The organism is Undibacterium sp. GW821-FHT11H02 (genome assembly GCF_058808015.1).
Genome location: NZ_JBXARG010000029.1, coordinates 16470 through 29506 on the forward strand (window position 1 = coordinate 16470; position 13037 = coordinate 29506).

10 protein-coding genes are annotated in these 13037 nt (G+C 47.5%); 8 read left to right on the forward strand and 2 right to left on the reverse strand.

Going from position 1 to position 13037, the window contains the following annotated elements; translation table 11 throughout:
* Positions 1 to 113: 113 nt before the first annotated feature.
* The 4 genes from AC1RR2_RS19865 (at position 114) to AC1RR2_RS19880 (ending at position 6337) form a co-directional block, all read left to right on the forward strand.
* Positions 114 to 1334, forward strand: a complete 1221-nt coding sequence (locus tag AC1RR2_RS19865; protein ID WP_493224019.1) for an AGE family epimerase/isomerase — start codon at positions 114 to 116, stop codon at positions 1332 to 1334.
* Positions 1327 to 2232: a carbohydrate kinase family protein gene (locus AC1RR2_RS19870; RefSeq protein ID WP_493224020.1), complete on the forward strand. Its 906-nt coding sequence runs from the start codon at positions 1327 to 1329 to the stop codon at positions 2230 to 2232. The genes AC1RR2_RS19865 and AC1RR2_RS19870 overlap by 8 nt, the downstream gene beginning before the upstream one ends.
* Positions 2233 to 2275: 43 nt before the next feature.
* Positions 2276 to 3643: a glycoside hydrolase family 47 protein gene (locus AC1RR2_RS19875; RefSeq protein ID WP_493224021.1), complete on the forward strand. Its 1368-nt coding sequence runs from the start codon at positions 2276 to 2278 to the stop codon at positions 3641 to 3643.
* A 246-nt stretch (positions 3644 to 3889) separates the two neighbouring features.
* Positions 3890 to 6337, forward strand: a complete 2448-nt coding sequence (locus AC1RR2_RS19880; RefSeq protein WP_493224022.1) for a GH92 family glycosyl hydrolase — start codon at positions 3890 to 3892, stop codon at positions 6335 to 6337.
* A gap of 68 nt (positions 6338 to 6405) precedes the next feature.
* Here the strand turns inward: AC1RR2_RS19880 and AC1RR2_RS19885 are convergent, their stop codons facing one another.
* Positions 6406 to 7062, reverse strand: coding sequence for a hypothetical protein (locus AC1RR2_RS19885; RefSeq protein WP_493224023.1), 657 nt, complete (start codon positions 7060 to 7062; stop codon positions 6406 to 6408).
* 67 nt (positions 7063 to 7129) lie between these two features.
* Here AC1RR2_RS19885 and AC1RR2_RS19890 point away from each other — a divergent pair, with 67 nt between their 5' ends.
* Both AC1RR2_RS19890 and AC1RR2_RS19895 read left to right on the forward strand, forming a co-directional pair.
* Positions 7130 to 7657 (forward strand): DNA-deoxyinosine glycosylase, encoded by a 528-nt coding sequence (locus AC1RR2_RS19890; RefSeq protein WP_493224024.1) that lies wholly within the window; start codon positions 7130 to 7132, stop codon positions 7655 to 7657.
* 162 nt (positions 7658 to 7819) lie between these two features.
* On the forward strand, positions 7820 to 10192 hold the full coding sequence (locus AC1RR2_RS19895) for a M1 family metallopeptidase (protein ID WP_493224025.1): 2373 nt from the start codon (positions 7820 to 7822) through the stop codon (positions 10190 to 10192).
* Between the two features lie 90 nt (positions 10193 to 10282).
* Here AC1RR2_RS19895 and AC1RR2_RS19900 read toward each other — a convergent pair whose 3' ends face one another.
* Positions 10283 to 10573 carry a hypothetical protein gene (locus tag AC1RR2_RS19900; protein WP_493224026.1) on the reverse strand — a complete coding sequence of 97 codons (291 nt, stop codon included), beginning with the start codon at positions 10571 to 10573 and terminating at the stop codon, positions 10283 to 10285.
* Positions 10574 to 10952: 379 nt separating this feature from the next.
* Between AC1RR2_RS19900 and AC1RR2_RS19905 the strand changes: the two genes are divergently transcribed.
* On the forward strand, positions 10953 to 11300 hold the full coding sequence (locus tag AC1RR2_RS19905; protein ID WP_493224027.1) for a YciI family protein: 348 nt from the start codon (positions 10953 to 10955) through the stop codon (positions 11298 to 11300).
* A 19-nt stretch (positions 11301 to 11319) separates the two neighbouring features.
* Positions 11320 to 12594: an RNA polymerase sigma factor gene (locus AC1RR2_RS19910; RefSeq protein ID WP_493224028.1), complete on the forward strand. Its 1275-nt coding sequence runs from the start codon at positions 11320 to 11322 to the stop codon at positions 12592 to 12594.
* Positions 12595 to 13037: the final 443 nt, after the last annotated feature.

A 13037-nucleotide genomic window follows, 5' to 3' on the forward strand; every position in this document is an offset into this window, starting at 1 on the left:
CCTGGTACAAATTTTGATGGATTTTCATTCTAGGATTTCAAGCAATTTCATCAAATGGCTTGCAACACACCCAGACTACCTTATTGACTGCAAATGCAGTAATGGACAAGACCATGACCGATTTCCGCGCCGCTAGCTACCTCACCGATCACATCGCCAAGACTATGCATTTTTATCATCCACGATGTATTGACGCTAGCGGCGGTTTTTTTCATTACTTCAAAGATGATGGCACTGTTTACGATACGCATAGTCGTCACTTAGTGAGCAGCACTCGTTTCATCTTCAATTATGCGATGGCGTATCGCCATTTTCAAAATCCCGACTACCTGCAGCAAGTGAAACATGGCCTTGCCTTCTTACGCGATGTGCACCGTAACCCAGAGACTGGCGCCTATACTTGGCTGCTGCAATGGCGCGATGGTAGTAAGCAAGTCATCGATGGGAATAATCATTGTTATGGACTGGCTTTTGTCTTATTGGCGTATTCGCATGCATTGATGGCGGGCGTTACTGAAGCGCGCGTCTATATCGACGAAACCGCGCAGTTAATGGAAGAAAAATTCTGGCAACCCGAGTTTGGTTTATATGCTGACCAAGCAAGCGAGGATTGGCAAATGCTAGACAGCTATCGCGGTCAGAATGCCAATATGCATTCTTGCGAGGCGATGATCGCAGCCTATCAGGCGACAGGCAATGTGAACTATTTACACCGAGCCGAATTGATCGCCAAATCCATCACTCAGCAACAAGCCGCGCAAGCCGATGGCCTGATCTGGGAACACTACGATAGTCAATGGAAGTTAGACTGGAATTACAATCTCGACGACAAAGCGAATCTGTTCCGTCCTTGGGGTTTTCAACCCGGTCATTTCACAGAATGGTCTAAGCTCTTAATGCTACTTGATGGCTACGCCGAGCATTTGCAAGGCGATAGCGCATGGTTATTGCCGACGGCAGAAAAACTCTTTGCTATCGCGATGGAAACCTCATGGGATAAAACCCATGGTGGTATTTGCTACGGCTTCGCGCCAGATCGTAATGTCTGTGATGGCGATAAATATTTTTGGGTGCAAGCCGAATCCTTTGCCGCTGCTGCCTGCTTAGCTAAGCGCACTGGCAATCAGGATTACTGGACTTGGTATGACAAGATTTGGAACTATAGCTGGGAACATTTTGTCGATCATCAACATGGTGCCTGGTATCGCATACTGCGCAACGACAATAGCAAAATCAGCGATGAAAAAAGTCCCGCTGGCAAGACCGATTACCACACTATGGGTGCCTGTTATGAAGTGCTCAATGTAATCGGAGCCTTCGCACATCATGGCTAATTTCCCTCAATTCGTCTGTCCGGGCGAGGCATTGACCGACATGATAAGAACCGGTCCGGATCAATGGCAAAGTCTGGTCGGTGGCTCAACCTGGAACGTGGCACGTAGTCTCGCTAAGTTAGGATTAAGTACCGGCTTTGCGGGCGGCATCAGCATGGATTTATTTGGTGATGCCCTGTATGCAGCAAGTGAGCAAGCCGGTTTAGATTTACGCTTAATTCAACGTTTTCAGCGCTCACCTCTACTCGCCATCGTCGGCGAAACTGCGCCACCTAGTTATTTTTTTATTGGTGACGACAGTGCGGATTTACACTTTGCACCCCATGATTTACCGCAAGGCTGGGACCAGCATTTGCAATGGGCACATTTTGGCGGCATCAGCCTGGCGCGTGAACCATTGGCGACGACTTTAGTCAGCCTCGCTAAACAACTCAAACAGCAAGGCGTTAAGATTAGTTACGATCCCAACTTCCGTAATTTGATGGATGCGCGCTACGATGAGACTTTACGCAACATGTGCCTTGTGGCAGACGTGATCAAAGTCTCAGACGACGATATCCGTGGCTTATTTCGTACTCAAGATATTGATGCAGCATTTGTCGAATTGCGACGTTTCAATCCGGATGCCCTTGTCTTGTACACCTGCGGTGCGGCGGGCGCGTCCCTGTATGTCAAAGATCAATCCTGGTCGGCGCCACCACCGGCGATACAAGTTATCGATACCGTGGGCGCTGGTGATGCCAGTATCGCTGGGCTTCTATATAGCCTGCACACCTCGCCACAGAAATCATGGCAACAACATCTGGAATTCTCAGTAGCGAGCGGTGCTGCTGCCTGTCTCGCCGCTGGTGCACAAGCGCCTAGTGTGGAACAAATTTTGGCACTGCTAAGTAAATAAACAAATAAGATCATCAAGCGCACTCACCTGGAAGAGACATCCCATGCTAAAGACACTAAAAACAACTTGCCTAATGCTGGCGCTCGTATTCAGCACCAGTTCAAATATCGCGCAGGCCGCCGACATGAGCGAAGCCCAATCGCTGGCCATGGCCAACAAAGTAAAACGGGAAACGCAACATGCCTGGCAAGCTTATAAACAATATGCTTGGGGTCACGACGCATTAAAACCTTTGAGCAAATCTAGTCATGATTGGTATGGCACATCGCTCTTGATGACACCTGTCGATGCGCTCGATACCTTGCTGATCATGGGCTTAAAGAAAGAAGCCAAAGAAGCACAGGAATTAATCGCGACCAAGCTCAATTTTGATCAAGACATTGATGTACAAAATTTTGAAATCACGATCCGTCTGTTAGGTGGCTTGCTGTCTTCTTATCAGATGACAGGCGACAAGCGATTACTCAAACTGGCTGAAGATCTCGGCGATCGACTATTACCGGTCTTTGATTCGCCGACGGGCATGCCTTATACCCACGTCAATCTTAAAACCGGCAAAGTGCGTGGCGATGTCAGTAACCCAGCAGAAACGGGCACGCTGCTGCTCGAATTTGGCATGTTAAGCAAATTGACCAACAAGCCCGTGTATTACGACAAAGCCAAAAAAGCCTTAGTCGCTACTTACGAACGTCGCTCGACTATAGGTTTGGTTGGTTCAAATATCAATGTGGTGACAGGTGTCTGGACCAATCAAAGTTCACACATAGGCGGAGGTATCGACTCTTACTACGAATACATCTACAAATGCTGGCGCTTATTTGGCGATCAAGATTGCAAAGCCATGTGGGAGAACAGCATTAAGAGTGTCAATCAATATTTAGGCGACGAAGCCCCTAGCGGTTTCTGGTACGGTCATGCCAACATGGAAACCGGCAAGCGTACTGCAAGCTTGTATGGCTCGCTCGACGCCTTTATGCCTGCTTTATTAGTACTAGGTGGCGACTTGGATCGCGCACAACGCCTGCAAGAATCCGGCCTCAAAATGTGGCGTCTGCATGGCATAGAACCTGAATCCTTAGATTATCAAAAAATGGCAGTTGAGTCTGCCGGCTATCCCTTGCGTCCCGAAATCATAGAATCTGCTTACTACCTGTATCGAGCAACGGGTGACGTCAAATATCGTCAAATGGGTAAAGAATTCTTCACTGATTTTGTACGCTACTGCCGTGAGCAGGCAGGTTACGCCGCGTTGAAAGATGTGCGTACTAAAGCTAAAACGGATTCCATGGAAAGTTTCTTATTCGCGGAAACCTTCAAATACTACTACCTCTTATTCGCACCAAAATCGGCGCTTGATTTTGATAAAGTGACGTTTAATACTGAGGCACATCCTTTGCGTTTGCCGAAATAAACGAAAGAATCGGGTAGCGATTCAGTCGTGACAAACACAGGTCAAAACCTCTCAAGGCTGAGACGCAGAGGCGCTGAGGAGCGCAGAGGAAAGCGAAGATTTTACTTTTTTTCTTCGCGCATATTCTCAACTCGATGTTTAGGTGTTTGCTTTTTTGGATTCACAAACCTGAGTAAGCACAAAATCAATCACTTGGAATGCAGCGCGCGTGGCGCACCCAATATGACAATCTAGCAGGAGAACATTTTGAAATTGAGCCGAACAACAAGCACACTGCTTCGTTCTTTACTTGCCCTCAGCTTGTCCAGCGAGCTGTGTTTCGCGCAAACCGCAGTACCAAGCAGCGCACCACTTAGCACACCGGTCAACACCTTCATCGGCACCCAAGACGATGGCAATACCTTCCCTGGTGCATCAGCGCCTTTTGGCATGATGCAGGTAAGCCCTATCGGTGAGCACTACTCTGGCTGGCGTTATACCGATCCTAAAATCCGTGGCTTTGGACATTTCTTTTTATCGGGTGCGGGCTGTTGGGAACAAGGCGGTCAACTTTCGGTCTTACCGGTAACCGGCAGCATACAGGCCGGTGGTGATTTCGATACCAGCAAAGCGAGCAGCTTTGATCACAAAAAATACGCGGCCAGCTATACGCACGAAGGCGAAGTAGGTGATGCTGGCTATTTCAAAATCAAACTCACCAGCTACGGTGGCATCACGGCGGAAGCAACCGCTCTGACCCGTGCCGCAGCCGAGCGTTATACTTTTGCACCGGCTGCGACACAAGGGCACATCTTGGTCAACGTCGGGCAGGCAAATGAACGTCACAATGTCGCGGGCAGCAGCTTGCAAGTCATCGACGATCGCACCATAGAAGGCAAACTCGTCACCCTCAGTTTTTGTGGTGGCACCAAATACATCACCTGGTTCCGTATGGAATTTGACCGCCCTTTCAAAAGCCATGGTGTGTGGAATGAAGCGGGTGGCAAAGAAGGCATACGCAGTTTCAGTCAACAAGGTGAAGTTCGCCCTCATGGTGCCTGGTTCACCTTCGATGTCAGCAATCAAAAGCCGGTCACCGCGATTACGGCCATCTCTCATGTGGATGCAGAAGGCGCGCGCCGAAATTTGCGTGCCGAAGGGATGAAGCAAGGCCAGTTATTGAGCTTTGACAGCATGCGTCAACAAGCGCAAAACGCCTGGCAACAGGAGCTTAGCAGCATCAAAATTACGGGTGGTAGTCAGGATGAGCGTACTGTCTTTTATACGGCCTTGTATCATTCGCTTTTGCAGCCATTGACTGGCAATGACGTGGATGGTCGCTATCGCGGTTGGGACAATCAGTTACATACAGTCGATCTCAAAAAGAAGGAAACCTACTACGAATATTTTTCGCTATGGGATACCTATCGCGCGCAAAATCAATTGATCGCTTTAATCCGTCCAGAGCGCGCCAAAGACATCGCGAACTCCGTACTAAAGATCCACGAACAAGGTGGCTGGCTGCCACGTTGGGGCTATGCCAGTTATGAAACCAATGTGATGACGGGTGATCCGGTTACACCTTTCCTGGTGGACTTGTGGCGCTATGGTGCACTCAAAGGCAAGGAGCAACAGGCTTATGCAGCATTACGTCAAAATGCGTTTGGCGTGCCTGCATTCAAAGTGAGAGCACAAGGTCGCGCCGGCAATCCAAATTATTTGCAAAACGGCTTCGTCCAATACGACCGCGCATTTCCCGCCAAAGGCATGGATGTCGATCCACATCATGGCGGCTCAGCCACCATGGAATATGCGCAGGCGGACGGTGCACTTGCCTATATGGCGATCGCTTTAGGTAAAAAGGATGACGCTGCGATCCTGAAAAAACGTGCGCAACATTGGCGAAACGTATGGGACAAAACGGTACTCGATAAGGAGTTAGGCTTTCAAGGATTCCCCCGTGCTCGACTAGATAATGGCGAATGGTATACCGAGATTGATGGCAGCTACAGTCCACGTTCAGAACACGGCTTCCATGAAGGCACCTCTTGGCAGTATCAATGGCTGGTACAACAAGACGTTGCTGGCTTAGTGCAAGCCATGGGCGGTCGCGAATTAGCGGGCAAACGTCTCGATGCTTTCTTCGCGCTCGATGCACTACAAAAAAATCCCTATGAAGCCGTGCGTAAAGACTGGGTAGTCGGCCCTTACAGCTACTACAATCAATATCGCTACAATCCTAACAACGAACCCGATTTGCATGCACCGTGGATGTACACCCACATAGGTCAAGCATGGAAAACCACCACCGTCGCCCGTGCCGCAGAAACTTTGTTCAGCAATGCCCCCAATGGCGTGACCGGCAATGATGATCTCGGCACGATGTCAGCCTGGTATATTTTTAGTGCCTTAGGTATTTATCCCTCGACGCCAGGCACTGGGGACTTCTTATTGCATGCACCTAAATTCGCACAAGCCCACATTGATCTGGGTAACGGAAAAAACTTGCATATCAACGCGGACAATCACAATACGAAAAACATTGGCTATATTCAGAGCGCCCACTTTCAAGGCAAAGCACAGAACAAGGTTTTTCTAACTTGGGAACAAATTCAAGCGGGAGGAAAATTAGAGTTTGAATTGAGTGCGACACCGCAGTCATGGGGTAGTCAGCTTGATGCTTTGCCTGTTGGCTTGATCAGCAAAATCAAATAATTTTGAGCTTCGTAGGGCAGGTGCAAACTGCCCTAGCTTACACTATCGACTGGACAGAAAAGTTCAGCTCAAAAAAACACGATAGTCTTCTCATCAAACAAAGCATCTTCGTCCCAACCAAAGTTCACATAAATAAACTTGGTCTTCGACTGTTGAGGATGATATTCAAAATAAGTGCTTGACTGCCCTGCGCCATATTCACCGCAACCAAAATCACGCGGCTCTTTTTGTAATTGCCTATCGATTTGACGTTTATATTTTCCAGGCTTGGGCATAATCTCAAAACGCTGTAGCAAAGGATCATCATTCCACTGCGCCTTAGCGATGACACCGCACTGCTTGCGCGCGACAATTTGATCTCGCTTATTCTTACTCTTATCAGTCGAATCATTGATCACGATCTGCTCTACAAACTGTTTTTGAATTGACTCAGTGATACCTTGATCAGCTGGTTTCGATAACACGCGGATTAAGTATTGACTGCCAAATGTCACAGGATCAGATGGTCGACGCATTTTTATCCAATCACCTTCCCGATGTAATTCGTAATGTGCCGCTGGGTCTTCGCAGTCCTTAAACAATAGTCGTACCCCTAACTCTTTAAATTCGTAGGGTTTCCACGTACATCCAGCACCCGCATCGCGGGATGGCGTTTGTGCTTCGGCATCATTCGCGATGAGGCCATTAACCACAAAAAGCAAAAATAGGCACAAGAAAAATCTCATATAATCCACAATAAGAAAACACATCAATCAATCCACAAAAAACGACACACCTGCCTTCTTCTACAGTATGCCACCTGCCGATCAAACAAAGAAGTTCGATGCCGAAGTGAGTAAGCGAAGTTTTGACCCGGTGTTTGATCAGAATACACGCATCTTAATTTTAGGTAGTTTACCGGGTGACGCCTCGCTCGCTCAGCAACAATATTACGCCCATCCACAAAATCGCTTTTGGCATCTCTTATCTGACGTAATCCAAATTGATTTAGTCGCGCAAGCATATTCATTACGCTTACAAACTTTATTGCAAAACCACATAGGTTTATGGGATGTCGTCGCTCAGGCAAAGCGACGCGGCAGTCTCGATAGCCAGATTCGTGAGCGCGACGATAATGATTTACTAGCGCTACTTGCCAGGCTCCCGCAGTTAGATACCATAGCCTTTAACGGTGGCACGGCGGCTAAGTTAGGTCTAAAAATACTAGGTGAACATCAAACGCGCTACCGTATTCTTCAACTCCCCTCTAGCAGCCCAGCATATACACAGGCTTACGCCTTAAAGCTGATTTCATGGCTGGCGCTAAACAATAGAACATAATAAGAAGGCAATATTATTGATTCTGTTTATCGGTAGATATCTTTATTTATTTTTCAGCAAAGACAGAACTTAAGTAACACAGTCGCCTCTAACAAGCAGGGAAATCAAGTAGTACAAATAACATTATTTTCCCAAATTCATTAATTTCAAGGAGTCAGCAGTATGCGTTTATTCACTTTATTTGCACTGGCATGTGTCGCACTTCCGACCTTGGCCTATGCACAGTCGGACGATAAGTTTCGACAGCTAGAAGATGTTTTACCCACCCCGACCTCGATCCGCGCCGCTTCTGGTGCGCCCGGTCATGCCTATTGGCAGCAACGTGCTGATTACGTCATCCGCGCCACATTGGATGAAGAAAAACGTGCTATCACGGGTGCCGAAACCATCACCTATCACAATAATTCACCCGATACCTTGAATTACCTGTGGGTGCAATTGGACCAAAATATTTTCAAGCCTGATTCTGACGCCAACACCACGGCGACCTATCCTTCCAGAGACGCGTGGAAAAACCCGAATGCCATGAGCTTCGCGGCGATGAATAGTCTGAATGAACATGCTAAATTCGACGGCGGCTTTAAAATCGGCAGTGTTAAAACTGCGGACGGGCAGGCACTCAAATATGTCATCAATCGCACCATGATGCGCATCGATCTGCCACATAGCCTGAAGCCGGGTGAAAAATTCGTCTTTAGTATGGACTGGAAATACAATATCAACGACGGCATGGTGTTATGGGCACGTACAGGCTACGAACATTTCAAAGAAGACAAAAACGATATCTTCGAAATTGCCCAATGGTATCCACGCATGGCTGCTTACTATGATGTTTATGGCTGGCAGCACAAACAGTTTTTAGGATCGGGGGAATTCACTTTAGAATTTGGCGATTACGATGTGCAAATTACCTTACCTAGCGATCACGTCATCTCAGCCACCGGTGAACTCAGCAATGCCGACACCGTCTTGACCGCGACGCAACGTGAACGTTTAAAACAAGCACGTACAGCGAGCAAACCGGTGGTCATAGTGACACAAGAAGAAGCCGAGAAAGCAGAAAAATCTCGTGCGACGTCCACCAAAACCTGGCATTTTAAAGCGAAGAATGTGCGTGACTTTGCTTGGGCATCCTCACGTAAATTTATCTGGGATGCGCAAGGCTACAAAACCGGTAGCAGTAATGGTTTAGCGATGTCTTTCTATCCAAAAGAAGCCAATCCTTTGTGGGGTCAATATTCTACACAAGCCGTCATCCATACTATTGAACAATACAATAAATACAGCTTGGAATATCCATACCCAGTCGCGCAGTCAGTCAATGGTCCACAAGGCGGCATGGAATATCCTATGATCGCGTTTAACGGCGGTCGTCCGACTAAGGACAAAAAAACCGGCGCACTGACCTATTCCAAGCAAACCAAATATGCCATGATCAGCGTCATCATTCATGAAGTGGGTCATAACTATTTCCCTATGATCGTCAACTCCGATGAGCGCCAATGGTCATGGATGGATGAGGGCTTGAACTCTTTCATGCAGACTTTGGCTGAGCGTGCATGGGAAGAAAACTACCTTGATTTATTCCCTAGCGAGCCACGCGGTATCGTGGACTACATGCGCAGTAAAAACCAATCTCCGATTATGACCAACTCAGAATCGGTGCTGCAGTTTAGCAACAACGCCTACGCCAAACCAACGGCTGGTTTGCACATCCTGCGTGAAACCATCTTAGGTCGTGAATTATTTGATTTCGCGTTCAAAGAATATGCACGTCGTTGGAAATTTAAACGTCCTACTCCTGCCGACTTTTTCCGCACCATGGAAGATGCTTCAGGCACCGATCTGGACTGGTTCTGGCGCGGCTGGTTCTACACCACCGATCCAGTCGATATCAGCATCGATGGCATCACGCAATATCAAGTATCTAGCAAAGATCCTGAGGTAGAAAAAGCCTGGAGACGTGCTCAGAAAAATGAAGAGCCTGTGTCACTCGCAGTGCAACGTGATAAAGGTGTTTTACCGCGCCGTATCGATAATCAGGAAGGTCTGAAAGACTTCTACAACGAGCATGATGATTTCACTGTCACCAATAAAGATCGCAATAACTATAACGATCTGTTGAAATCTTTGGATGAAGATGAAAAAGCCATGCTGAAATCAGGTAAGTATTATTACCTCGCCGATTTCTCTAACGTAGGCGGCATGGTCATGCCTTTGATTTTGGAGATTCAATTGCAGAGCGGTAAAAAAGTCATACAACGCATCCCAGCGGAAGTGTGGCGTTATAACTCCAAAAAATTGACTAAGCTGATCGTCACTGATGAACCTATGGTGAGCCTGACGCAAGATCCTTATCTGGAAACTGCCGACATCGATCTCAATAATAATTCCTGGCCACGTAAGATCACCAAATCGCGCTTGGAATTATTCAAAATGAATCAACCTACAGGCAATATGATGATTGACTTCAATACGCCTTTAAAGAAAGACGAAAAGAAGGATGAGAAAGAAGCAGAAAAACCTGCGAAGTAACATAGCCTAGAAGAAAAAACACCCTGCCATCGAAAGAAATTGAAAGCCTCAATTTCTCAGATGTCAGGGTGTTTTTTTATTGGCTAAACATTAATTCGGCGTGCAATCTTGTACCAAAGTCACATTGGCAGGAATTTGCTGCTGGCAATAAACTTGCGTGGCGCCCGTTACAGTGACATAGGTGTAAGTGTAGTATCGACCGTCCGGACCATAGTGTGGCTGTATAAATTTATACACGCCCACCCAAGGACCACGTGGCTGAGGACCAGGATCTTTTGGTACGCCCGTGCCATTGATATTGGCAGCGACCGCGCTAACTGCAACAGCACTTAATAGTGCGCCCAAAAATGCAGCACGCAAACTCAGATTTTTAAATTTCATAAGGCTTCCTTTTTTTATCGTTAATTAAATTCTTTCAACTTGCGTATCGATATTTCACGATACTAAAAAAGCTAAAAGAATACTTGTCTCCTTCAGGCTACTGACAAAACCCAATACATCATCAATAACCTGAGTTAATTATCTTGCTTAAATTTATTAATATAAAGACTTGCTTAAATGAAGAAACAATTTTTTACATTGTGTGCACATATTCTTGCAAGCACAGCAATCTGACAAAAATAAATTTCAAGCGTGTCGATTGAAGCCGCAGCCGAACGTCATAATTGTGAAGCAGCGATGAAGCAGCAATGTTGTACAGCTGGCTTCGGTTTTTTGGAAAATTCTTATCCCTTTCAAATAGTCAACCTAGGAGAACCGCATGCAATACATGTTACTTATCGCCACCAGCGAAGCGCTAGAAGCTGCAATGGATCAAAACGAATTAGGCGACATCATCGCCGCCTATGGCCCTTACACCGATGCCATGGTAGAAGCCGGGGTTCTCGTAGCAGGACAACGGCTACGTGAATCGACTACTGCCACCACGGTCAGTATTCGCGATGGCAAAACCAGCTTACTTGACGGCCCGTATGCCGACACCAAGGAACAACTGGGCGGCTTCTACATTATTGAAGTACCCGATCTCGATGCAGCTATCAGTTGGGCAGCGCGTTGTCCGAGTGCGCACATAGGCTCGATTGAAGTACGTCCGATCTGGCCTATGTAATTTTGGTGACAACTCGCCTATGCAAACCCAAACCGAGCAAGCAAACCCACAGTTGATATCATCATTGGTGCGGCGTAGCTATGGTCGTTTGCTGGCGATGCTCTCAGTTCGCTCTGGCGATCTGGCAAGTGCAGAAGATGCACTTGCCACGGCATTTGAGGCGGCTTTAAAAAACTGGCCAGAGCAAGGCACACCAAGCAATCCAGAAGCCTGGTTATTTACCGTCGCACGTCGTCAGTTAATTGATCAGGCCAGAAGCGCACAGACGCAGCAACGTCATCAAGAAGAATTCAGCTATCTAGTCGACGAAGCTGTCGCCGAATGCGATCCGCTCGCGATATCTGACCAAAGGCTGGCACTGATGTTCGCCTGTACCCATCCCGCCATTGATCGCAACATACGTGCACCGCTCATGTTACAAACTCTCTTGGGTTTTGATGCTGCCAGCATTGCATCGGCATTTTTAATCGCACCCAGTAATATGGCGCAACGCTTAGTCCGAGCCAAACACAAAATCCGCGTGGCTGGCATACGCCTATGCATTCCTGATCAAAGCGCGATTAGCGATGGCTTAGACGCAGTGCTCGATGCGATTTACAGCATCTACACCACAGCATGGTCACAAACCAGCGATGGCGAAATTCAACAAGCTAATCTGGCCGAAGAAGCACTCTGGCTCACGCAACTTTTAAGTGAACTAGCACCGCAAGAACCGGAAGTTTTTGGTTTGCTCGCACTGATGCTCTATGCAGAGTCACGTCGCGCAGCGCGCCAAGATGGCCATGGCAATTACGTGCCGCTGCAAGAACAAAATTGCCAGTTATGGGATCACGACAAAATCGATCTGGCCGAACAATACTTGCGTCATGCCAGCAATATGCAAAGACGCGGACGCTTTCAAATCGAAGCAGCGATACAATCCGCCCACGCAGTACGCAGACTCCAAGGTAAAGCAGACTGGCAAGCCATTAACAAACTCTATGATCAACTCTACCAACTCACTGCGTCGCCGGTAGTGGCAATCAATCACGCCGTCGCGCTAGCAGAAATCATAGAGCCGCAAATCGCCCTCGCCCAACTAGAGCAGCTAAGTAACAATGCAGAATCAAAAGAAGGTCTAAACAACTACCAACCCTACTGGGCAGCCAACGCGCACTTACAACAACTCTGCGGCAATATCGATGCCGCAAGGCATGCTTACCAGCTAGCTATCGGTCTTTGCACAGATCAGGCGGCTCGTGGTTTTTTACAGGGGCAATTGAAGAAAATCGACTCTACTCCAAACACGAACTAGGCTTCTTTATTCTGAAGTAATAAATAGTCGTGCCGATATTCGGCCGAAGATTTTCATACCGCGCCACACTCCAAGCTGTTCAAAGCAGCGGTATCTATACAAGCCAAATCGTTCGAAAAAAATGATGCAAATACGCCCTTCTCCTGAAAGCGGGAAGCAGGGAGTTTTGTCGCCACCTGTGATATTCCCTCTCCCACTCGCGGCAGAAGGTTAGATTGAGAGTGGTTCAGAAGCGGTATGATAGTTTTAAAGGCGAAGTAGCTAAAAGCCAGCGTTTTTAGATTCTGAAATATCGTTAACCGAGCCTGAAAATCCCTCATCCCCGCCCCTTCTCCCGCTTGCGGGAGAAGGGAGTTTTGTCGCCAGCTGTGATATTCCCTCTCCCACTCGCGGCAGAAGGTTAGATTGAGAGTGGTTCAGAAGCGGTATGATAGTTTTAAAGG

Coding starts and splice junctions, on each gene's coding strand:
- AC1RR2_RS19870 (WP_493224020.1), top strand. CDS start 1,327: ATGGCTAATTTCCCTCAATTCGTCTGTCCGGGCGAGGCATTGACCGAC.
- AC1RR2_RS19890 (WP_493224024.1), top strand. CDS start 7,130: ATGCCACCTGCCGATCAAACAAAGAAGTTCGATGCCGAAGTGAGTAAG.
- AC1RR2_RS19900 (WP_493224026.1), bottom strand. CDS start 10,573: ATGAAATTTAAAAATCTGAGTTTGCGTGCTGCATTTTTGGGCGCACTA.
- AC1RR2_RS19895 (WP_493224025.1), top strand. CDS start 7,820: ATGCGTTTATTCACTTTATTTGCACTGGCATGTGTCGCACTTCCGACC.
- AC1RR2_RS19875 (WP_493224021.1), top strand. CDS start 2,276: ATGCTAAAGACACTAAAAACAACTTGCCTAATGCTGGCGCTCGTATTC.
- AC1RR2_RS19910 (WP_493224028.1), top strand. CDS start 11,320: ATGCAAACCCAAACCGAGCAAGCAAACCCACAGTTGATATCATCATTG.
- AC1RR2_RS19905 (WP_493224027.1), top strand. CDS start 10,953: ATGCAATACATGTTACTTATCGCCACCAGCGAAGCGCTAGAAGCTGCA.
- AC1RR2_RS19885 (WP_493224023.1), bottom strand. CDS start 7,062: ATGAGATTTTTCTTGTGCCTATTTTTGCTTTTTGTGGTTAATGGCCTC.
- AC1RR2_RS19865 (WP_493224019.1), top strand. CDS start 114: ATGACCGATTTCCGCGCCGCTAGCTACCTCACCGATCACATCGCCAAG.